Source organism: Bradyrhizobium genosp. SA-4 str. CB756 (genome assembly GCF_000473125.1).
In the GTDB taxonomy this organism is placed as follows: domain Bacteria; phylum Pseudomonadota; class Alphaproteobacteria; order Rhizobiales; family Xanthobacteraceae; genus Bradyrhizobium; species Bradyrhizobium arachidis.
Genome location: NZ_KI421499.1, coordinates 5,222,676 through 5,243,541, shown reverse-complemented (window position 1 = coordinate 5,243,541; position 20,866 = coordinate 5,222,676). Strand labels below are relative to the sequence as shown.

Here is a 20,866-nt window from a genome sequence, read left to right as displayed (position 1 = left end):
CTGATGATGCGTATCGTCCCGCTTTGCGTCGCTGTGTTGAGCGTGCTTGCCTCGCCAGCTTTCGCTCATCCTGTCCCGGGCATGGGCCATTCGTTCGACGCCGGCCTCGTCCATCCGTTCAGCGGCGTCGATCATCTGATTGCGATCACGTTGGTGGGAACGTGGAGCGCGCTCGTGGGCGGCTCTGCGAGAGCCGTGTGGCCGGTGACCTTTCTGATTGCGATGCTGGGCGGCTTCGCCGCGGCAAGCGTGGGGCTTCAGATGGGCTTTGCGGAGGCGGCGATCAGCCTCTCGGTGGCGGCGCTGGGAGCGTTCGTTGCGTTCGAGTTCAGGATGCCCGTCATGCTTGGCGCGGCGGCCGTCGGCCTGTTCGCATTCTTCCATGGTCACGCACACGGAACTGAAGCGGCCTCGATGCTTGTTCCCTACGCTGTCGGCTTTACAGCAGCGACCGGTGCCCTTCTCCTCATCGGCATGGTCGCTGGGCACTGGGGAAGAAGCGCGGCCAGGAGAGGCTTGCTTCGCGCAGCGGGTGTCTGTGCCGGCCTTGCCGGGCTACTGCTGCTCGGAGGCGTGGCATGATTCCCGGAGAAGTCATCTCGAATGACGGCGACATCGTCCTGAACGGGGACAGGACGGGTCTATCGATTGCCGTATCCAACACCGGCGACCGGCCCGTCCAGGTGGGCAGCCATTATCACTTCGCCGAAGTGAACGCCGCACTCGTGTTCGATCGATCCGCCGCTCGCGGATGTCGCCTCGATATCCCGGCCGGAACGGCCGTGCGGTTCGAGCCAGGTCAGTCGCGCGAGGTTTCATTGATTCCGTTCGCCGGAGCGCGTCGCATCTACGGATTCAGCGGCAGCGTGATGGGACCTCTGGACTCAGGAACCGATGCGTCCGGCTCCAACGAATAAGGTGAGAAAGACATGTCCCACACGATGAGCCGCAGAGCCTATGCGCAGATGTTCGGCCCCACGGTCGGCGACAGGGTGCGTCTTGCAGACACCGATCTGTTCATTGGGCCCGAGAAGGACCTGACGATCTATGGCGAAGAGGTCAAGTTCGGCGGCGGCAAGGTCATCCGCGACGGCATGGGACAATCGCAGCTCACGCGCGCACAGGGTGCGGTCGATACGGTCATTACCAACGCGCTGATCCTCGATCATTGGGGAATCGTCAAGGCCGATATTGCGATCAAGGACGGGCTCGTTGCCGCCATCGGCAAGGCGGGCAACCCCGACATTCAGCCAGGTGTCTCGATCATCATTGGGCCGGGGACGGAAATCATTGCCGGCGAGGGCAAGATCATCACCGCCGGCGGAATGGATACGCACATCCATTTCATCTGTCCCCAGCAGATCGAGGAAGCGCTTTTCTCCGGTGTGACAACGATGATGGGGGGTGGCACCGGACCTGCCGCAGGGACGACGGCGACGACCTGTACGCCGGGGCCATGGCACATCCATCGGATGCTCGAGGCATTGGACGCGTTCCCGATGAATTTCGGCGTATTCGGGAAGGGCAATGCGAGCGTGCCCGCGGGTCTGGTCGAGCAGATCGAAGCTGGCGCATGTGGCCTGAAGCTGCACGAAGACTGGGGCGCAACGCCCGCATCGATCGACTGCTGCCTCTCTGTCGCCGACGACATGGACGTGCAGGTCATGATCCACACCGATTCCCTGAACGAAGGCGGATTTGTCGAACGCACAATCGCGGCGTTCAAGGACAGGACGATCCATGCGGCTCATACGGAAGGGGCCGGCGGCGGACATGCGCCTGATATCATCAAGGTCTGCGGCGAGAGGAACGTCATTCCAGCCTCGACAAATCCGACGCGTCCCTACACCGCGAACACGCTCGACGAGGCACTCGACATGCTGATGGTGACCCATCACCTGGATCGTCGCATTCCGGAGGATGTCGCGTTCGCGGAGAGCCGCATCCGAAAGGAGACGATCGCCGCGGAGGACATTCTGCACGATATCGGCGCGTTCTCGATCGTGTCGTCGGATAGCCAGGCGATGGGGCGCGTCGGCGAGGTGATCACGCGCACCTGGCAGACCGCCGACAAGATGAAGAAGCAGTACGGGCGGTTGTCGGAGGAGACCGGACAGAACGACAATTTCAGGGCCCGACGCTACGTCGCGAAATATACCATCAATCCAGCCATCGTGCAGGGAATGTCACGCTATGTTGGTTCGGTCGAGGTCGGAAAGCTCGCGGACATCGTCGTCTGGGACCCGGCGTTCTTCGGGATCAAGCCCGACATGGTCCTGAAATCCGGCGTGATCGTCGCCGCGATCATGGGCGACCCCAACGCATCGATACCGACGCCTCAGCCGGAATATTACCGGCCGATGTTCGGTGCTTTTGGCCGTTCTCCCGGCAAAAATTCAGTGACGTTCGTCAGTCAGGCCTCGCTCGAAACGACGAGACAGCTGGGCCTGGCAAAGCAACTCCTGCCGGTCTCGAACACGCGATCGATCGGCAAGCATTCCATGATCCTCAACGACGCGCTGCCTCACATGGAGGTCGATCCCGAAACCTACGAGGTGCGGGCCGACGGACGGCTTCTCACTTGTCCGCCGGTGAATGTGGTCCCGATGTCGCAGCGCTATTTCATGTACTGACGCGTTGCCGGCATGGTGGTGCGATGACAGATCAGAGTTATGGACATACGGCGCTGGCATTCCTGAGGCTGCAGAGCTGGCTTTCGCCGTCGTTCCCGAACGGGGCCTACAGCTACTCGCACGGGCTGGAATGGGCTGTGGAGGCCGGCTATGTCTCCGATCGGCGCAGCCTGATCGATTGGCTCGAGGCCGACCTTTGCTATGGCTCCGGCCGAAACGAGGCGATCTTTTTCAGCGAAGCCTATCGATGCGTGGCCGAGGGCGCCGAGGAAGTCCTTCCGCAGCTGGCAGAACTCGCCGCTGCGTCGCGCGGCACGTCCGAATTCGTGCTCGAATCCGCACAACAATCGTCTGCGTGCCTTACGACCCTTCGCAGCGTGTGGCCGGATCGAATTCTGGACATTTTCTCCGACCCGAAATGCCCGCCCGTGTTGGCCGTCCTGCTCGGAGCACGGGCGGCGCGCGAACGTATTGCCGTCGAAATCGCGCTGCCGGCGTTCCTGCACAGCTCCGTCGCCAATCTGGTGAGCGCGGGCGTGCGTTTGGTGCCTCTCGGTCAGACCGACGGTCAGCTTGCCATCGCGGCGCTCGAGCACACGATCCTGTCGCGCTGTGAAATCGCAAGCCGCGAGACGGTCGATGATCTCGGCTCGGCGGGCGTGATGGCTGAGCTCGCGTCCATCGCGCACGAGCTCCAGTATACGAGGTTGTTTCGGTCATGAAGACGATTGAACGCGAGAGTGGGTCTCTCTACGCACCTGCTGCAACCAACGGGCCGCTACGCGTCGGAATCGGCGGTCCGGTCGGTTCTGGAAAAACGGCGCTAGTCGAAGCGCTCTGCAAGCACCTGCGCGATTTCTACGAGATTTACGTGATTACCAACGACATCTACACCAAGGAGGATCAGCTCATTCTCACCCGCGCGCAAGCACTGGCGGCAGAGCGCATCATGGGGGTGGAAACTGGGGGCTGTCCGCATACGGCCATACGGGAGGACGCCTCGATGAACCTGGCGGCGATCCATGACATGAACCTGAAGTTTCCGAACGCGGAGCTTTGCTTCGTCGAGTCTGGCGGTGACAATCTCGCGGCCACCTTCAGCCCCGAGCTTGCGGACCTGACCGTCTACGTGATCGACGTTGCGGCTGGAGAGAAGATCCCGCGCAAGGGAGGGCCGGGGATCATGCGATCCGACCTGCTGGTGATCAACAAGATCGATCTCGCTCCCCTGGTGGGCGCCAATCTGGAGATCATGGAAGCGGATGCACGGAGGATGCGAGGCACGCGGCCCTTCATCTTCTCCAATCTGAAGAATGGCCAAGGCGTCGATGAGATCGCGGGCTTCATTCTGCAGAAGGGCGGGTTGTCCGCGGCGACGCTGTCTGGAGGTGCCTATCGATGACGGATGATCACCAGGAGTTCGCCGGCGATCTGGCCAAGCTGCGCCGCAGCGTCGACAATCTCGATGCGGCGATGGTGCACCTGCTTGCAGAACGCTTTCGCTGTACTCATGCGATCGGAGAGCTCAAGGCCAGACATGGACTGGTCTCTCGAGATCCCAGACGTGAAGCAGCGCAATTGAAGCGGCTTCGCACTCTCGCCGCCCAGAGCGGGCTCGATCCGGATTTTACCCAGAAGCTGCATGCCTTGGTGGTGCGAGAAGTCGTCACCAATCACGAGGCGGCGAAGTTCGAATTCGGCGCCAGCTAGGGGCGAATGCCTCGCATGCCTGCTTCGGTACCACGGGAGCCCGCAGCCGTTATCTCTCGGAGCGACACTTGTCTTACTGTCTACGCAATTGCGCCGCCGCTCTGGTGTTCGTATCTGGTTTCTGGACGCACCAGGCGATCGCGGCCGAACCCCAAATGTGGAGTGTGCGGCGCTGAGCGAGGCGATTGCCGGGGGGAAGGAATTTTGCATGCTCGTCGACCTCTCGGCCTGTCAAGTTCACGGCACGAACGCGGCGGGGCCTCCGATCAAGGCGAGCATGCGGTTTGACGGATACATGATCCAGCCCGACGGAACGATCGCTTTCGCAACGACCCATTTCACGATGAGACCGGACAGGGCGGTCAGGGAGTTCCTTTCGTTCAGGGTGCATTCAAACGGCAAGATCGAAGCGCGGACGATGACCTCGGATGCGGTCAATAACGCTGTTCTCAAGGATGCGGCATTCGACTGCGCGATTGGAAAGGGCGCGACATTCCACTGGTGACTTGCGGTCGCTACGCCGACCGGTCGATCAGACTGCCGGGCTGCTGGCCCTTCTTCTCCAGCTGCTTTTCGATGGCGTCCCTGATCTTCTGCTCGACCGCCGCTTGCTGTTCCGGGGTCATTTTGGCGAGGTCGGCCTCGGTGAGATTCATGTTCTTCAGAATGCTGGCCCGCATTCGGTCGAAAGGATTCATTTTCGCGTAGTTTAGGAAATCCTGCACGACGCTGCTGTCGCCCGATGCGCCATCTTCGCTTGCTTGCGAGAGTCCCCCATTGTCGGTAGCCGAGGGCTTCGATGCAGCGGTCGATGAGCCTGCTTTAGCAGGCTGGTAGCTGAAGATTGAAGCTCCCGCCGTGACTTGCATGTTCGGCCCCTTAAGACGATCGCGAAGGAGAAGCAACGGGCATGCCAAATTGTTTCTTTCGATTTCCCGATGTATCCAGTCTCGCGCTCAGGGGGGAGCTCTAATCGGTGCGAAGAAATTGCCGGCTCGGCGGCGTCACCGGCAAAGATTGCCGGCTCGGTTATAAGAATGTGATTGAAGCAGCTCTGCTCCCCGCCGGATCTTTCGCGCGCGTTTGGAAATGGCAGTCCGTTCGGCGCATGAGCCTTGCGGCTTGCCAGGTGGCTCACATGCGAACGCGAAGAACGTCGTGGGCCTTCTCCGCGGCACGTTGCAAGACCGGCAAGAAGCGTCGCTGGAGGTCTTCGATCGACGCGCGACTGGTTGGCGCCACCACCTTCATCGCGGCAACGATTTTCCCGTTCCGGTCAAACAGGGGAACGGCGACCGAGCGCACGCCCTCCTCGAATTCCTGATCGCCCAAAGCCCAGCCTCGTTGACGCGCAAGCGCGATCGCCTTCTTCAGTCGCGCCGGGTCGGTGATGGTGTTTGGACTTCGCTTCGCCAGCTTCGCTTTTCCAAGCAGCTCGTCCAGCGCGGCGGGGTCCAAAGCTCCGAGGACGATGTGTCCCAGAGAGGAAGCGTGAGCAGGAATGCGGGATCCGACACTGAGAGTGGCATTGACGACCCGTCGAGCCTGGACCCGCGCCACGTAGATGACGTCAGGCCAATCCAGCACCCCCACGGTGCAGGACTCGTTCAACTCGTTCACGACCTCTTCGACGAAAGGCTCCAGCGTTTCCCACATATTTTGCGAGGACAGATACGCGAACCCCAGGTCCAATACCTTTGGACTGAGGGTGAATGATTTCCCATCGAAGCTGGCATAGCCAAGATCATTCAAAGTGAGGAGGAAGCGTTGGACGGTGCCCCGGCTCAAGCCCGTTTGCCGCGCAGCCTCGCTGATCGTCAGCGACGGGTGATCACGGTCAAAGGCCCGGATCACCTCGAGTCCTCGCTGCAGCCCCTGGATGAAATAGCTCGGCTGTTTGGCTGGGCCAGCGCGCTTGGCCGTCCTGATCGTTTTCATTGTCGACTTCCCATCGTCCGCTTATCGGACAAACCGCCTAGCAATTCAAGGATTCGGCTTTTGTCCGTTTATCGGACATATGTCCGAAATATTGACCGGCTTGCACTTGCCGGCTATTGTGACCCCTGCCGCAGATCACAGAAATTCATCCCTTGTCGCAGCCATCAAGCTCCGAGTACCTGCGTGGTGCAATTTACGGCCTTGCGACCGTGTGCATCTGGGTATCCTGGATCGTGGCCGCGCGGCTTGGGCTCAGAACGAGCCTCACCCCCTCTGACATTACGGCCATTCGTTGTGGTGTCTCTGGACTGATCTTGCTGCCGTATCTACTGAAGGTGGGCGTTCCCGTCGGCCGGCTGGGGGGACCGGGGCTGGCGGCGATTGTGCTGGGCGGCGGGGCGCCGATGGTGCTGGTCGCCTATGGAGGCCTGCAGTTCGCTCCGGCGGCCCATGCGGCATCGCTATTCACCGCACTCATCCCCTTGCTCGTTGCGATCTTGGCCGCTGTCGTGCTTGGCGAGGCATTCACGCTTTCAAGGCAGATCGGACTTGCCTTGATCGTGACTGGGGCTCTGCTCATCGTCGGTGGCGCGGGTGGCACGATCGGATCGCGGCAAAACATCGGCCATGCCATGTTCATCTGCGCGGCCATGCTGTGGGCCTGCTATACCGTCGCGATGCGGAAAGCGAGATTGGACGGGCTCCACGCCGCCGCTATTGCCGCGGTCGGGTCATTGGTCGTTTACGTGCCGGTGTACGCCGTCATGCCAGGTGCCAATCTGCTCAATGCACCCTGGCGCGACGTCGCTCTGCAAGTTCTTGTCCAGGGATTTCTCACGCCGATTGTTTCGTATTGGCTTTACGGGCGCGCGGTCAGCATTCTTGGCGCATCGAACGGCTCGGCGTTCGCAGCCCTAAGCCCTGCCGTGACGGCCCTCGTGTCCGTCCCGCTCCTCGGCGAATGGCCAGCAACGGGTGACTGGATCGCGATGTTTCTGATTTCTGGTGGTGTGTATGTCGCAAGTGGAGGCTTGGTTCCGGTCCGACCAGCCGGGCACTGAGCGGCTCCCAGTCGCTGCGGTAAGGTGAGGTGGCGTCATGGCAGGTGCGACATTGGCCAGCGCGGCCAATACTGTGCGGGCAGAAGACACAAGGATTGGTCGAGCCTCGTGCGAGGAATTGGGACAGCTTGTGGCGAGCTGCTGGCTGGAACGCAGATCTCTTCCATTGATCGATGAGAGCCTGTCCATGGAAAAGGCGCTGTGCGCCAGAGACAAATTCCTGAGTCTCATTCAGCCGCTGTTGGGTGCTCCCCTGGGATATAAGGTCGCGGCGATAACGCCGCCGGCACAGAGAGATCTGGGCATCAAGGAGCCGTTGGGCGGCACATACTTGGCCGGAATGTTCAGTTTCGAGAGCAGCGCTGCGGTCCCGGTCAGCTACGGCAATCGGCCGATCGTCGAGGCGAAATTGATGGTTGCGGTCAGGGACGATGCCATCAACGACGCGAAGACGATCGAAGACGCAGCGAAGCACATTGCGTACATCTTACCGAGCATCGAGCTTGGGGATTCTCTCGCTGACATCGGGCAAAAGCTCACGGCGCCGATCCTGATGCTCTACAATGTCGGCGCACGCGCGGCGATCCTGGGCCGGCCTATCGCTTTCGATGGTTCGGAGAAAGCTGTTCGAGCGCTCAATTCGCTCGTCGTGACCACGACAGACTCAAGCACCGGACGCCATATCGACAGCCAATCGGCCAGCGCCATGATGGGAGGCCCCCTCAACGCGGTGCTTTGGCTTGTTCGAGATCTGCACATTCGCGGCGTGAGGCTACGGGCCGGGGATCGCCTGGGGCTCGGAGCCTTGTCGCGGGTGCGGCCGACGCCAGGTCTGCTGCTGGAGACGCGATGGGAGGGACTTACGGAAACTCCAACGGTGGTCAAAGCGCTGTTCGAATAGCGTCGGCAGTGACGCTGCTTGGGGATTCGGTTCATGTCGGAGAGGCGAGCGTGACGAAGAGATTTGCGAAGGCCGAAGAGGTGGTCTTGTGCTGGCTTGCAACGGTTGACGCCAGCAACAGGCCCAATGTGACACCCAAGGAAATTTTTGCAGAGATCGGCGACGGCTTGCTTGTCATTGCCGATATCGCTTCGGCGCGCAGCGTGCAGAACATCAGAGCCAATCCGGCAGTGTGCGTCAGTGTGATCGACATCTTCCTTCAGCGAGGCCGAAAGCTGGAGGGCACAGCCGAGATTATCGCTCCGGATCATCCGGATTTCACCAAGCTGGTCGCGCCACTGCTTCGGATGACCGCAGACAAGTTTCCGATCCGCCACGTGATCTCCGTCCGCATCGAGCGCGCGTCGCCGATCCTCGCGCCGAGCTATTTGTTCTTTCCTGAGCGGAGCGAGGAGGAGCTGCAGAGCGACGCCTATCGGACCTATGGCGTGCAGCCGATGAAAGGATGACGCGAGAGGCTCTGGCAGGGGCGCAAGTGCGCAGCTTCACTGCGCGATCCAGACCGTCATTCCCGGTTCGAGGTCAGCCGTCTCGCGCGCGGGATCGAGGCGCAGGCGCAGGGTGTTGCGGTCATGATCGCCGATGACCCGTTCGGCCTGCCAGGTGGCGAACACGCCCAGCGGCCGCAGCTCGGTCACGACTGCCGGCGTCGCGGCGTCGCTTCCGGTCCGCGCCACGTTCACCGTGGTCCCCATCGCGACCCGGCCGAGATGATCTTCGCGCACGTTGAATGAGAGCCATTGCCGGCCTGCGGCCGTGACCATCAGGATCGGCTGGCCGGCGCGGACATTCTCGCCGACCTCCGCCGCGATGACGCTGACCGTGCCGTCGGCGGGGGCGCGCAGCACCATCTTGTCGAGGCGGCGTTCGAGCACGGTGACGGCCGCGGCTGCGGCCTGCACCTGCGTGTCGGCGATGGCGCGCTCCTCGCGGGTCGGACCCGCCACCGCCGCATCGTAATTGGCCTGGGCCTCCGCGACGCCGGCACGCGCGGCCGCCACGTCGTTCTCGGCCTGGTCGAGCGCCTGCTGCGTTTCGAAGCTCTGCCGCGCCAGCGTGCTGGTGCGCGTGAGCTGGGCCTCCACATAGTCGAGGCGGGCGCGCGCCTTGGCTATGGCGGCCTTCAGGGATTCGACCTGTTCGCGGCGGACGCCGGCATAGACGTTGTTGCGGTTCGCGACGGCAGAGGCGAGCGCGGCACGTGCCTGGTCCGCCTGCGCCGTCAGCTCCACCGCCGAGAGCCGCGCCATCACGTCGCCCGCCTTCACGTGGGCGCCTTTCTCGACCGCGATCGCGGCGAGCTGACCGCTCACCTCCGGCTCCACCCTGACCTCGGTCGCGCGCACGATGCCGACAATGGTCGCGGGAAGTTCGGAGTGACGCGTGGCATAGATCAGTGCGGCTGCGACGAGGGCGAGCGGAGTTGCGAGGAAGGCGGCAGCTCTAAGGTTGCGCATGTCGGTGTCCTCTCCTGAAGGCAAATGCCGAGATCACCGCGAGCAAGAAATAGCCGAGCGCCAGACCCCACAGCACGCGCCAGTCATGGGCGACCTCCCAGATGCTGGCGCCCATCTGGTTGATGCGCACGAGGCCGTCGATCGCCGAGTCCGCCGGGAAAATCCGTCCGAACGCGAGCGCCACGTCCGGGATCGCCTCGCGCGGCCAGGCAAAGCCGGCCATGAAGAATTGCGGCAGGCTGGTCGCCAGCAGCAGGATGGTCGGATTCTCCGGCCGCGTGAACCAGGCGCCGACCGCCTGTCCCATGAAGCTCGTCGCCAGCAGGAAGACGGTCCCGAGCGCGAGGATCTGCGGGAGATGGCCGAGCGTCGAGAAGCCGTAGATGCGCGGCAGCACGATGACATAGAGCGCGAGCGCGGGAAGATAGACGGTCAGATGGGCGATGCCGCGGCCGAGCACGCCGGCAAAGGCTCCGCCTCCGGCCGCGAGCGCCGTGCCGGTCAGCATCGCCGCGCCGATGAGAAGGGTCTGCTGCAGGATCAGGATGAACGCCGCCGGAACGATGTAGCTGGCATAGCCGCCTACCGGGTTGAAGATCGGCTGTAGCAGGACATCGGCCGGGCTCGAACTCGCAAGTTTGGCCTTGACGAGGCTGCCATCCGGGCGCGCGCCGCGCGCAACGAGCTCTGACGCCAACGTTCCGATGGCGGTGGCCAGCCCGCTGGCGCTCGTTCTGAAGATGAACAGATAGGTTGCGTCCGCATAGACCGGGATGTGCGCGGTGATGCCCTTGAGCACGTCGCGCTCGGTGTTGGGCGGAATCTCGACGACGGCAAAGGCGTGCCCGCGATCGATCGCGGAGCGCGCCTCGACGAGCGTTCGGGCGCGAACCGTCACGCTTAATGCGCCGCTCGCATCCAGCGTTTCGACGATCTGCCGGCTGAGATCGCTGAGATCATTGTCGACGACCGCGATCGGAAGCTTGCGCAGGATCTGGTTCAGATAGGGCTGCGGATAGTAGATGCCGTAAATGAGGGGTGCGAGAAACAGCAGCGTGAAGGCGCTCCGCGTTCCCAGCACTCGCCGCCACTCGGCCTTGAAGGCACCGCCGACGCCCGCGGGTACTTCTTCCGTTTCGGACGGCTCGGCAGGTCGTGCCGTCGAAAACCAGCCCTTGCGGGTGACGTTCGCCATGCGCAGCCATGCGAGGCCGGCAAAGAGCAGAGCAAGGCCTGCAAGCACGGCGAAGGGAAGAGCGGAATCGGCGACCGGCAATCCGCGCGCCGCCTGCCCCAAGAGGACGGCCATGTACCAGCGCAGCGGCAGGATCGCGCTCCAGCCTTGCGCAAAGGTATTCATGGCGATGGTGGGAAAGCCGACGCCGGCATAGCCGAACGCGGGCGAGGCGATGAGACCCGCGAGCCCGAGCCCGGTGGCGAGATCGCCGACCAGAAGCTGGAGCAGGGCGCCGATCGACAGATAGGCGATGATCAGCAGCGAGGCCGCCGCGATCATCAACGGCAGGTCGCCCCTGAAGGGGATGTCCAGCACACCCTCCAGGAACAGCGGCTCGACCAGCATGACCAGGAAGAAGATGCAGAACAGCGGCGCGAGCTTGCCGGCCAGCGCGACGAGCGGATCGCCGCCGGCGCTTGCGAGCCAGGCCCGCGCGTCCCTGCGACGGAATTCGGAGCCGACGGAATAGCCGGCGGCCAGCGTGATCACCACATGGATGATCGTCGGCAGCAGCGCGCGCAGCAGGAACTGCGCATAGTTCTTCTGCGGATTGACCAGCGCCATGGTCTCCGCCTTGAGCGCTCCCAAAGACGACGGCGCAGGCGCCGCGCGGCTGGCAGGCGCGGCCACGGCTGCCGCTGCGGAAAGCGAGTCGCTGAGGCCCGAGGATGCGATGCCGGAAGGCGTCAAGAACTGCTGATTGTAGAATCCGACGATCTGCGGGCGGCGCGCCGCCTTCAGGTCGCGCTCGAAATCCGCCGGGATAAGGACCGCCGAAATCGACTTGCCGGAGCGTATGTCCTCGACGGCCGTGGACAGCGTTCCGGAACGGTCGACGATCCTCAGGCTCGGAGACGCCGCGACATATTCCACCAGCGCGCGCGAGGCATCCGACTTGTCCTCGTCGACGACCGTGACCCCGAGCCCGCGGATGACAGGATGGCTGAAGACGGTGGTCAGCACCACGAATGCGAACAGCGGCACGCCGAAGATCAGCAGCAGCGCAACCCGGTCATGAAACAGCCAGCGGCATTCGCGCCGCGCGACCAGCCAGAATCCGGGCTTTGTGGCAAGCTTCATTGCCGCGACCGCCAGTCGAGATAGGCGCTCATCCCGGGCCGCAGCTCAGGCACCGGCTTCACGGGATAGGCGCGGATCGAGAACGTGCGCAGATCGAAATCGCCCGTGGCGCGCGTGGCGCGCCAGCTGGCATATTCGCCCTTGGTCGCAATCAGCTTGACCTCGACGGTGACGCTGCGGTCGTCGAGCGCGGGAATGCGGACGTCGAAACGATCGCCGACCTTCAGACTCTTGACCAGATCCTCGCGCAGGTCGAAGTGAACCCAGACATCGCCGAGGTCGATCAGGGTGACCAGCGGCACGCCCGGCGACACATATTCGCCCGGCTCGACATTGCGCTGGTAGATCTGGGAGGCGACCGGCGCATAGACCACGAGCTGGTCGATGATGGACTGGACGCTCTGGATATCGGCATCGGCCTTCTCGACATTGGCCGTCGCGATCGCCCGTTCCTCCTTGGTGTAGCCGTTGACGGCCTGCTCATAGGCCGATTTGGCCTGATCGACCGCGCGCTCGCTTTCGTGCAGCGCATCGGTCACCTGGTCGAGGCGGGCCTGCGGCGCGTTGCCCTGCTCGGTCAGGGTCCGCGTGCGGTCGAATGTCTTCTGCGCCAGCACCACCGCCGCTTGCGCCCGCTCCATCTCCGCCTTGCGCGCGGCGACGGTTTCGACGCGCGTTCCAACCATGATGTTGGCGAGCTGGGCGTCGGCGACGGCCTTTGCCGCCTTCATCTGGTCGCGCTTGGCGATCGTCTCCGGATTGTCGATCCGCACCAGCACCGCCTGCGCAGCAACGTTCTGGCCGCGCTGGACCGGGATCTCCTTGACCCTGCCGTCGACGCGCGCCGCGATGTCCAGCCGCGTCGCATCGACCTCGCCCTGGACCAGCAGCGGCTCCGGCCGCAGCAGATAGAAGATCGACAGCCCGGCGACGACGGCTGCCACGATGGCGACGATGATGGCAGGCGTGCGCGTCGCGCTGCGCGGGCCCGGCTTGTGATCGTCGCCTAATGCGTCAGGCCTGACTTGATTGTCCTTGGCTTGAACGTCCTTGGCCTGACTGTCCGTGTCGGAGGTCGGCGTGTCCATGAACTGATCCCCTTGGCTCTCGACCGGGATAGCGGCTTTCCATGTCGTACTTGTAAAGTCTCGTCCGCCGCGTTGTGCCGCTCCGAAGCCTCTCGGCAGGGCCGCTGATCAGTTTCGCCGTGCGGTCCAATATCCGGAGCAACGCGCGGTCCCGGAATAACCGCTCCACCGTCCCTGGCCGGCGTTACCCGAAAGCCGGCCGCTGCCCGAGGCAAATTTGTCCTGTACGGTCACCGAGGCGCGAACCGCCCCGGATCTTGCGACGTAGCCCCTGAACCGGACCAGGTTCGGATGCGTCACGATCCCGTCGGTGATGTTGACGGTGAAACTGTAGCTCTGATCGCATGCACCGCGCTGGGTCACGAAGATGAGATCCCAGGCGCCGTCATAAGCCGAGCGAGCCTCGGCTGCGGAGCTGGAGGCGGCGAGACAGACCGCCGCCGCGGCCCAATAGACGCACTTCTTCATCGCGATGTCTCCGGGCTAGGGCTGTCCGGCACGGCGCGGCCACAAGCCTATGCTGAATTTGCATTGCGACAAGATAGCAGCTCTTTCGATCGTTCAAAGAGCACGGCCCGCCAGCGTCGTGCTTTTTCCAAATGCGTCCCGAATCATCGAATGCCCAGACGGCACGCCCTCTATCCCTCGTATTGATCCAGTCCCATCGCCCATGACGTCTGATCGTGTCCGTAGGCATAATTGCGGTTGTTCACCGTCGGGTTGCGGTTGACCATCGGCCGCATGAACATCGGATGGGTCGCCGAGCGCACCTCGTGCTCGACCGTGAACAGGTGCTTGCCGCTGTCGAGATCGACGATGTCGCAGAACCGGTACTGGTACTGGTTGTCCTCGCGCGAGATCAGCTCGCGCGCCAGCAGCTTGCGGTAGGGGCCGGAGAAGTCGGTGATGTACATCTGCACATGATGGCCGTCATAGCCGCCCTGCGGTCGGTCGGTCTCGCGGAACAGCAGATGCTGGTCGCGGCCAGTCTGCACAGCGGCGACCGTGCCGTCGCCATTCCGCATCGTCGCGGGCATGCCCATGATCTCGGGATAGAACGCGCAGATCGCCTTCGCGGTGCCCACGGGCACGTCGAACTCGACATAGGGAATGCCGAGCGCGATGCGGCCGAAGCGCGCCGCATCCGGCTCGTAGCATCGCATCCGGTTGCCCCACGGACAGATCGCCTCGATGTGATCATTGTGCTCGGTGAACGCGAACGCGGTGCCCTCGAGCTTCTTCGCAACCGATGCCAGGCGCGCCAGCAGCGCCTCGCGGCCCTCGATCACCAGCCCGGTGTGGCCGCGCAGCACCTGCGCCTTGCCGCTGGGCAGGTGAAACTGGCTGCGTCCGGCATTGATCCACATGTTGGTGTCGGACACCATCAGATAGGGATCGCGGGTGAGCCCGAGCCCGGTGACGTAGAACAGCGTGGCGAGGCGCTGGTCGGGGACCTGGATGTTGACGTGCTCGAAATGGATCGCGTTGCCGAGATCTTCTGCGGATCGGTCGAATTGTTGCGGCATGGCCGGGCGCTTCTCGCTTCAGGGGGGACGGGCAGCTCATTCTAAAGCAGAATTTCCGCCAGCCGAAACGGGTTCGCGATCACATCTTCGGCGCAGGGCAGGATGCCCGTCGCCGCCTTGCCGCGGCAGCCAGTCCCTGTAATCTGGCGGGAATAGAAGAAAATAAGGGAAGGGATCGATGGGAGGAGTTTTGGCGGGCGTGCGCGTCCTCGATTTCGGGCGCTATATCGCAGGTCCTTACTGCGCGACCTTGCTGGCCGAGTTCGGCGCCGAGGTCATCCGCGTGGAGAAGCGCGACGGCAGCGAGGATCGCTTCGTTGCGCCGGTCGGCGAGAACGGCGAAGGCGCGCTGTTCCTCCAGGTCAACCGCAACAAGAAGTGCATCACGCTCGACCCGATGAAGGCTGAAGGGCAGGAGGTGATGCGCCGCCTCATCGCGACCGCGGATGTCGTCGTCGCCAACCTGCCGCCACAGACCCTGCGCGCGATGAAGCTCGACTACGACTCGCTGAGGGCGATCAAGCCCGACATCATCCTGACCACGGCGACGGCGTTCGGCGGGCCGGGGCCGTGGTCCGACCGGGTCGGCTTCGATGGCGTCGGCCAGGTCATGTCGGGCGCGGTCTATATGACTGGCGCGGGCGATCCGCCTTATCGCGCTGCGGTGAACTGGGTCGATTTCGGCACCGCATTGCATTGTGCCTTCGGCACGCTCGCCGCGCTGATCGAGCGCGGCAAGTCCGGACGCGGGCAGATCGTCGAGGGTGCGCTGCTCGCAACCGCCTTGTCCTTCACCAATGCCACGCTGATCGAGCAGGCCGTCATCAACGTCAATCGCGTGCCGACAGGCAATCTCGGCCAGACCGCCGCGCCCGCCGACATCTACCGCACCAAGGACGGCTGGGTGCTGTGCCAGGTCACGGGCCAGCCGCTGTTCAAGCGCTGGGCAAGGCTGATGGGCGAGGAGGAGCTTTGGCTGAACGATCCGCGCTTTGCCGACGATATCAACCGCGGCAATAACGGCCCCGTCATCAGCGAGCGGATGGCGCGCTGGTGCGCGATGCGCACCACGCAGGAGGCCGTCGACGCGTTGGGCGAGGCGATGATCCCGACCGGGCCGGTGCTGAGCCCGCAACAGGCGCTGGATCATCCGCACATCCGCGCCGCCGGCTTCTTGCAGGACGTCGACTATCCGGGCCTGCCGAAACAGGCCCCGGTCGCCCGCGCCGCGGTCCGCCTGTCGGAAACACCCGGCGCAATCGCGAGCCGCCCGCCGACGCTTGGCGAGCACACTGATGTCGTTTTGGCCGAGCTCGGCTATGACAAGGCTGCGATCGCAGCGCTCCGGCAAGGTGGGATCATCTAGCGCCTTTTTGAGCGAAGCGGACACCGGTTCACGTGAAGAAGGGAGGCGCGCTCCCTCTCCCGCTTGCGGGAGAGGGTTGGGGAGAGGGTGTCCCCGCAAGCGAGGACCCATATTGAGAGAACCCGTTACATCGCAACGGAACCGGCTCTAGAGCGAGCTACCGCCGCAGATGACGAGCTGCTGTCCGGTGATGGCGGCCGCTTCCGGCGAGAGCAGGAATGCCACCGCATGCGCCACTTCCTCGGCGCGGATGTAGCGGCCGATCGGCGGCAGTTTTGGCGCGACATCGGCGCGCGCGGGGTCCTTCAGCATCGGCGTCTCGGTCGCCGCCGGTGCGACGACGTTGACGGTAACGCCCCTTGGCGCGAGCTCGATCGCCCAGGACCGCGCCATCGCCACCAGCGCCGCCTTGGTCGCGGCATATTGGCCGCGGCCGGCTGCGCCCGAGGCGGTGCGGCTGCCGATGAAGACGATGCGCCCGCCCTGCGGCAGGCGCGGCGCCAGCGCATTGGCGAGGCGTTCGGCGACGTCGACGTGCAGCCGCCACATCGCGGCGCCGGCGTCGTGGTCGAGCGCGCCGAGCTGGCCGACCTTCAGTGCGCCCGCGGCATGAACCAGGGCGGTCGGTGCGATCGCCGCGACGGCGTCTGCGATGCCGTCGACATCGCTCAGATCGATCGACACATGGTCAAAGGCAGGATGGTCGAACGGCGCAGGGCGACGGCTGATGCCGCTGACGCGCCAGCCGTCACGCAGGAGGCGCTCGACGATCGCAGCGCCGATCCCCGAGCTGGCGCCGGTGACGAGGGCGTGCGGCCGCTTGTCCATTATCTCAGCCCTGCACGCCGCGTGCTACCCACGGCTCGCTCACGCGCACATATTTGATGGCGCGGCGATGGAAGGTGAACGCGGTGTGGAGCGCGCCGTCGGCCGTCTGTTTGACGGAGGGATAGGATAGCTCGCGATTGGTCTGGTCGCGCGAATTGTTGGTCATGCAATAGCCGTCGCCGGTCTCGACGTTACGCTTGCTCCAGCTCTTTCCGCCGTCGGCCGAGATCGCCAGCGTCAGCGGCGCCCGCGGCGCGCCCCAGAAGGCGGTGCGGCCGTCGGCCTTGCTGCCGTCGCCGGCGAGCACCGGCGGCAGGTCGTCCTCGATCTCGTCATAAAGCGAGAGGCGGCGCCCGGTCGCGTCGCTGGCGCTGCTGTCATTGAAGACCAGCGCGAGATGACCGTTGCCGAGCCGCGCGAGCTGGATCGACGAATTGTTGTTGGGAAGCACGGTCGGCGATGGCGCCGGCCAGGTGCGGCCGTGATCGCTGGACCGGCTCTGGTAGATGTTGTCGGCCCAGCGGCTGCGGAACAGCGCCAGCAGCGAGCCGTCGTCGAGCCGCGCGATGCTCATATGCACGCAGCCGCGGCTGCCGGGAACGTCGACGTCGCGCCAGGTCTTGCCGGCATCGGACGAGATCTTCACCGCGCTGGTGTCCTCGTCGCCGTTCCATTTCCGGCCCGGCGTGCTGTGACAATAGAACACCGGCAGCAGCCAGTCGCCGTTGTCGAGCACGACGATCGGCTGCCGGATGAAGGTGCCGCGGCCGCGCTCTTCGGCAAACATCGTCTCGATCGGACCCCAGCTCTTGCCATTGTCACGGGATATGCGGCGGCGGATCAGGGCGGTGTCCTGGTTGCCCGCCAGCTGCGCCGTCCACATCAGCCACAGCGTGCCGTCGGGGACGGGGAACAGCACCGGGTTCTGCTCGGAGCGCCCCGCATCGTCGGATAGCTTTTCAGCCGGCGACCATTGCGTCGCGCCGCGGGCGAGGCGCGAGAAATAGACCGAGATGTCCGACATACCCTCCTGCGTGCCGCCGAACCAGACGCAGGCGAGATCGCCCCCCGCGAGCGGCATCAGATTGGCGGCGTGGTTCTGCACACAAGGCGAGGGGATGAAGGCATCGAACCGGTCGGGATCGCCGGCGGCCGGGCGAACGACGCCGTCGGCGGCGATCTCGATGTCGGTGGTCACGATCTCGGTATCGATGATCATGTCGAGGTCCTTTCCACGAATGCATTGGACTGTGCTGCCTGCGGCGCCGCCGCCGCGGTCGGAGCGCGGCCGAGCACGAGGCGCTCGATCGCCATCACGACCAGCGGGGTTGCGGCCGCGACATACATGTTGTCGATGCCGAAGGGGTTGCCGAGCATGTACCAGACCGTGGTCGAGAGCGCGGCGCCGATCAGGCCGGCGGTGGCGCCGCGGTTGCTCGCGAACAGCGGCAGATAGAAGCCCATCATCGCGACGATCGTGATCGACAGCCGCAGCGCGCGGGTGAAGAACGACAACTTGAGGATCTCCGGAATGAAGAAGACGAACACCAGCGGCACGATGCCGATCACCACCGAGAACACCCGCGTCATCTTCAATTCCCGTTCCGGCGTCGGCTTCCAGTACGGCACGTAGAAGTCGCGCACCACGAGCGAAGCGATGGCGAGCGCGACGGTGCAGACGCTGACGAAGATCGAGGCGACCAGCGACGTCGTGACGAAGGCGGCGGCCAGCGGCGGCATCTTCTCCAGGAACACCGGCAGCGCGTAGAGGCTGTTCATGTCGGGGTAGAGGTATTTCGCGGCAACGCCGATCAGCGCGAGCAGGAAGCCGAGCGGCAGGCAGAACGCGGCGGCATAGAAGGTGGCCTTGCGGGCGTCGTCGGCGCTCGGCGTCGACGAGATCGCCTGCACGATGAACTGGGTCGAGAAGATCGCGCCGACCGTGCCGAAGGTCCAGGCGAAGATGGTCGCAAAGCCGATCTTGCCGTCCCAGGTGAAGTAATAGGCCGGCAGCTTGGCCTGGATCGGCGCGATGCCGCCGGTCAGCGACATCGCGACCGCGAAGATGATGACGATGCCGACGACCTTGAAGGCGCTGTGCAGGATCGTCACCCAGGCGACGCCCTTCAACCCTCCGAACACGTAGTAGAAGGTCGAGACCACCGCGATGATGCACATCGCGACCGGCAGGCTGACATGCAGTGCGGTCGCGATCGCAGCGGCGCCGCTGACGTAATTTCCGACATTCACCAGCAGCAGCGCGTAGATCATGATCACGGACACCGTGAGCATGGTCGACTTGCCGTATTTCTGCGCGATCGCGGCCGAGATGGTGTATTCGCCGGAATTGTAGAGCTTCTTCACCATCAACAGCCCGAACAGCAGAAAGCCGATCGAGGCGCCGAGTACGGCCCATCCCGCGGCCATGCCTGATTGGAACGCCTCCTGCGCAGTGCCGACGGTCGACTTGGCGCCGACGAACTCGGACATCATCAGCACGCCGACGACGACGGCCGGCATGGCGCGCGCGGCGGTCATGAACTGGTCGCTGGTCCGGCTGCGCAGCTTGAGCGTGAGCCAGGAGGTGAAGGCGATGTAGGCGACGATCATCGTGACGATGAGCGTGCTCTCGCCATTGAGGATGGCTTGCATCGGTGACGTTTCCTCTGGTGACGCGGACGCGGTGTTGTCAGCCCGCTCTGTCCGATTGCGGTGTTCGGAATGCGAACAATTGTTGTTAAAGATCATTAAACCTGTCCGGGCGCCGTGCGTCAAGCGCACGCCTCGGCGAAACCCGTGTTCCAGAGAGCAGGATGGGCGCTATGGCGCGGCCGCGATCGCGGGCCTCAGCGCGGCGGCGTCGTCGCGCGCGGGCGTGCTAGTCGGCGCTACGCTTCCAGGCGCCGGTGCCCAGCTTGCCCGTGATGACAGCCAGCGCATCGCGGATCTCGTAGGCGCCGCCGTCGCTGTAGCCCGACAGGCCCCTGATTGCGTGCAGGGTCCAGCGGCCGTTCGCGGCCGTGATCGTGCCTTCGTGCGGACGCGCCGAGCGCTGCGGCTCGGCGTGGAATCGGTAGGTGCCGTCGCCCATGATCTGCCAGATCCAGCGCGATTGCCCGCGGCCGCTCGGCACCATGATCTCCCAGGTGCCGACCAGCGCGGGGTCGATCCCTGGCGCCGCCGGCGTGGGCGGTGGAGCAGGGGAGACGGCGGCCGGAAGTGGGCTCGGCGACGCTGCGCCTTCGGCGCCGGCGGGTGGCGGGCCGGCGAGGTAGATCGCCTTGCGCGACAGCGAGCCATAGACGAACGGCTGCTGCTCGTTGCGCGTCGCCTCCATCACGTCGTCGCGGACGTTGCGGAACATGAACGTCACCTCGACGCCGGGCACCTCGATGTTGCGCAGGAGTGCCGCGGCAAACGGGCTGTTGCGCGCGTCGCCGTCGAGCGCTGTGGTGCCGTCGCGCGCGGCATAGGCGACGAGAACGTTGCCGACCGGCTCGATGCGGCCGAGCCCGCTCGTGGAGGCCGCACGCGTGGCGATCGACCTACTCATCTTGGCGGCAAACGGATTGTTGCGACAGGCGTCGAGGATGACGAGACCAAGGCTCGTGGTGCTCGACACCTGCAACATCACGCTTTGCAGGTTGATGGCTTCATTCGCCGCGTCCGTATCCCGCTTCAGCTCTGCGTCAACAGGGATCAGCCAGTTCTCGCCATTGATCTCCATGCCATGGCCGGCGAAATAAACCGCCGCCATCTCGGCGCCGACGGCCTCGCGCCCCAACGCGATCAGGCCGCGGCGCATGGCATCGAAACTGGCGTTGGTGGCGAGGGAGACAGCGAAGCCAAGTCGCTTCAGCGCCGCGGCGACGTCGCTCGCATCGTTCGGCGGATTGAGCAGCGCGGGCACGTTCCTGTAGGCACCGTTGCCGATGACGAGCGCGACCCGGCGGCCGTCCGCGGCTTCAGCCAAAGGCGCCA

Annotated in this window: 22 protein-coding genes; 11 read left to right on the top strand and 11 right to left on the bottom strand. The window is 64.3% G+C overall.

Going from position 1 to position 20,866, the window contains the following annotated elements:
* Positions 1–3: 3 nt before the first annotated feature.
* From BRAGE_RS0125500 to BRAGE_RS57600, 7 genes are read left to right on the top strand one after another with little or no spacing between them, the layout of a single operon-like run.
* Complete coding sequence (locus tag BRAGE_RS0125500) at positions 4–582, top strand: HupE/UreJ family protein (protein ID WP_035730047.1); 579 nt, start codon at positions 4–6, stop codon at positions 580–582.
* Entirely contained in the window at positions 579–917 is a 339-nt protein-coding gene (locus BRAGE_RS0125495) for an urease subunit beta (RefSeq protein WP_027558360.1), read from the top strand. Before BRAGE_RS0125500 ends, BRAGE_RS0125495 begins: the two co-directional genes overlap by 4 nt.
* Positions 918–929: 12 nt before the next feature.
* Positions 930–2,633, top strand: a complete 1,704-nt coding sequence (gene ureC, locus BRAGE_RS0125490; RefSeq protein WP_027558361.1) for an urease subunit alpha — start codon at positions 930–932, stop codon at positions 2,631–2,633.
* Positions 2,634–2,656: 23 nt separating this feature from the next.
* Positions 2,657–3,355, top strand: coding sequence for an urease accessory protein UreF (locus tag BRAGE_RS0125485; RefSeq protein WP_027558362.1), 699 nt, complete (start codon positions 2,657–2,659; stop codon positions 3,353–3,355).
* Complete coding sequence (gene ureG, locus BRAGE_RS0125480) at positions 3,352–4,035, top strand: urease accessory protein UreG (protein WP_027558363.1); 684 nt, start codon at positions 3,352–3,354, stop codon at positions 4,033–4,035. The genes BRAGE_RS0125485 and ureG overlap by 4 nt, the downstream gene beginning before the upstream one ends.
* Positions 4,032–4,343 carry a chorismate mutase gene (locus BRAGE_RS0125475; protein ID WP_027558364.1) on the top strand — a complete coding sequence of 104 codons (312 nt, stop codon included), beginning with the start codon at positions 4,032–4,034 and terminating at the stop codon, positions 4,341–4,343. Before ureG ends, BRAGE_RS0125475 begins: the two co-directional genes overlap by 4 nt.
* A complete protein-coding gene (locus BRAGE_RS57600) occupies positions 4,276–4,848 on the top strand; it encodes a VirK family protein (protein ID WP_084334217.1) in 573 nt (190 codons plus the stop codon). Before BRAGE_RS0125475 ends, BRAGE_RS57600 begins: the two co-directional genes overlap by 68 nt.
* A 10-nt stretch (positions 4,849–4,858) precedes the next feature.
* On the opposite strand, the gene BRAGE_RS0125465 is transcribed toward BRAGE_RS57600, so the two are convergent.
* Positions 4,859–5,212 carry a hypothetical protein gene (locus BRAGE_RS0125465; protein ID WP_027558366.1) on the bottom strand — a complete coding sequence of 118 codons (354 nt, stop codon included), beginning with the start codon at positions 5,210–5,212 and terminating at the stop codon, positions 4,859–4,861.
* Between the two features lie 265 nt (positions 5,213–5,477).
* The gene (locus tag BRAGE_RS0125460; protein ID WP_035730043.1) at positions 5,478–6,281 is read right to left on the bottom strand and encodes an IclR family transcriptional regulator domain-containing protein; all 804 of its coding nucleotides are present in this window, start codon (positions 6,279–6,281) and stop codon (positions 5,478–5,480) included.
* A 152-nt stretch (positions 6,282–6,433) separates the two neighbouring features.
* Here BRAGE_RS0125460 and BRAGE_RS0125455 point away from each other — a divergent pair, with 152 nt between their 5' ends.
* The 3 genes from BRAGE_RS0125455 (at position 6,434) to BRAGE_RS0125445 (ending at position 8,752) form a co-directional block, all read left to right on the top strand.
* On the top strand, positions 6,434–7,342 hold the full coding sequence (locus BRAGE_RS0125455; protein ID WP_084334219.1) for a DMT family transporter: 909 nt from the start codon (positions 6,434–6,436) through the stop codon (positions 7,340–7,342).
* 187 nt (positions 7,343–7,529) lie between these two features.
* Positions 7,530–8,243, top strand: coding sequence for a hypothetical protein (locus BRAGE_RS0125450; RefSeq protein WP_141262959.1), 714 nt, complete (start codon positions 7,530–7,532; stop codon positions 8,241–8,243).
* 8 nt (positions 8,244–8,251) lie between these two features.
* Positions 8,252–8,752: a pyridoxamine 5'-phosphate oxidase family protein gene (locus BRAGE_RS0125445; protein ID WP_199820229.1), complete on the top strand. Its 501-nt coding sequence runs from the start codon at positions 8,252–8,254 to the stop codon at positions 8,750–8,752.
* Between the two features lie 36 nt (positions 8,753–8,788).
* Here the strand turns inward: BRAGE_RS0125445 and BRAGE_RS0125440 are convergent, their stop codons facing one another.
* The 5 genes from BRAGE_RS0125440 to BRAGE_RS0125420 form a co-directional block, all read right to left on the bottom strand.
* A complete protein-coding gene (locus BRAGE_RS0125440) occupies positions 8,789–9,760 on the bottom strand; it encodes an HlyD family secretion protein (protein WP_027558371.1) in 972 nt (323 codons plus the stop codon).
* On the bottom strand, positions 9,747–12,077 hold the full coding sequence (locus tag BRAGE_RS0125435; protein ID WP_027558372.1) for an ABC transporter permease: 2,331 nt from the start codon (positions 12,075–12,077) through the stop codon (positions 9,747–9,749). The genes BRAGE_RS0125440 and BRAGE_RS0125435 overlap by 14 nt, the downstream gene beginning before the upstream one ends.
* Positions 12,074–13,165: an HlyD family secretion protein gene (locus BRAGE_RS0125430; RefSeq protein ID WP_051378017.1), complete on the bottom strand. Its 1,092-nt coding sequence runs from the start codon at positions 13,163–13,165 to the stop codon at positions 12,074–12,076. The genes BRAGE_RS0125435 and BRAGE_RS0125430 overlap by 4 nt, the downstream gene beginning before the upstream one ends.
* Before the next feature lie 108 nt (positions 13,166–13,273).
* The gene (locus BRAGE_RS0125425) at positions 13,274–13,633 is read right to left on the bottom strand and encodes a hypothetical protein (RefSeq protein WP_027558374.1); all 360 of its coding nucleotides are present in this window, start codon (positions 13,631–13,633) and stop codon (positions 13,274–13,276) included.
* Positions 13,634–13,803: 170 nt separating this feature from the next.
* Complete coding sequence (locus BRAGE_RS0125420) at positions 13,804–14,691, bottom strand: hypothetical protein (RefSeq protein WP_027558375.1); 888 nt, start codon at positions 14,689–14,691, stop codon at positions 13,804–13,806.
* 178 nt (positions 14,692–14,869) lie between these two features.
* Here BRAGE_RS0125420 and BRAGE_RS0125415 point away from each other — a divergent pair, with 178 nt between their 5' ends.
* Positions 14,870–16,057: a CaiB/BaiF CoA transferase family protein gene (locus BRAGE_RS0125415; protein WP_027558376.1), complete on the top strand. Its 1,188-nt coding sequence runs from the start codon at positions 14,870–14,872 to the stop codon at positions 16,055–16,057.
* Between the two features lie 147 nt (positions 16,058–16,204).
* Here the strand turns inward: BRAGE_RS0125415 and BRAGE_RS0125410 are convergent, their stop codons facing one another.
* The 4 genes from BRAGE_RS0125410 to BRAGE_RS51735 form a co-directional block, all read right to left on the bottom strand.
* Positions 16,205–16,885 (bottom strand): SDR family NAD(P)-dependent oxidoreductase, encoded by a 681-nt coding sequence (locus BRAGE_RS0125410; protein WP_027558377.1) that lies wholly within the window; start codon positions 16,883–16,885, stop codon positions 16,205–16,207.
* Positions 16,886–16,889: 4 nt separating this feature from the next.
* Positions 16,890–18,104, bottom strand: a complete 1,215-nt coding sequence (locus BRAGE_RS0125405) for a sialidase family protein (protein WP_084334223.1) — start codon at positions 18,102–18,104, stop codon at positions 16,890–16,892.
* A complete protein-coding gene (locus tag BRAGE_RS0125400; RefSeq protein ID WP_027558379.1) occupies positions 18,101–19,537 on the bottom strand; it encodes a sodium:solute symporter family protein in 1,437 nt (478 codons plus the stop codon). Before BRAGE_RS0125400 ends, BRAGE_RS0125405 begins: the two co-directional genes overlap by 4 nt.
* A gap of 226 nt (positions 19,538–19,763) precedes the next feature.
* Positions 19,764–20,858, bottom strand: coding sequence for a caspase family protein (locus BRAGE_RS51735; protein WP_159073920.1), 1,095 nt, complete (start codon positions 20,856–20,858; stop codon positions 19,764–19,766).
* Positions 20,859–20,866 lie beyond the last annotated feature (8 nt).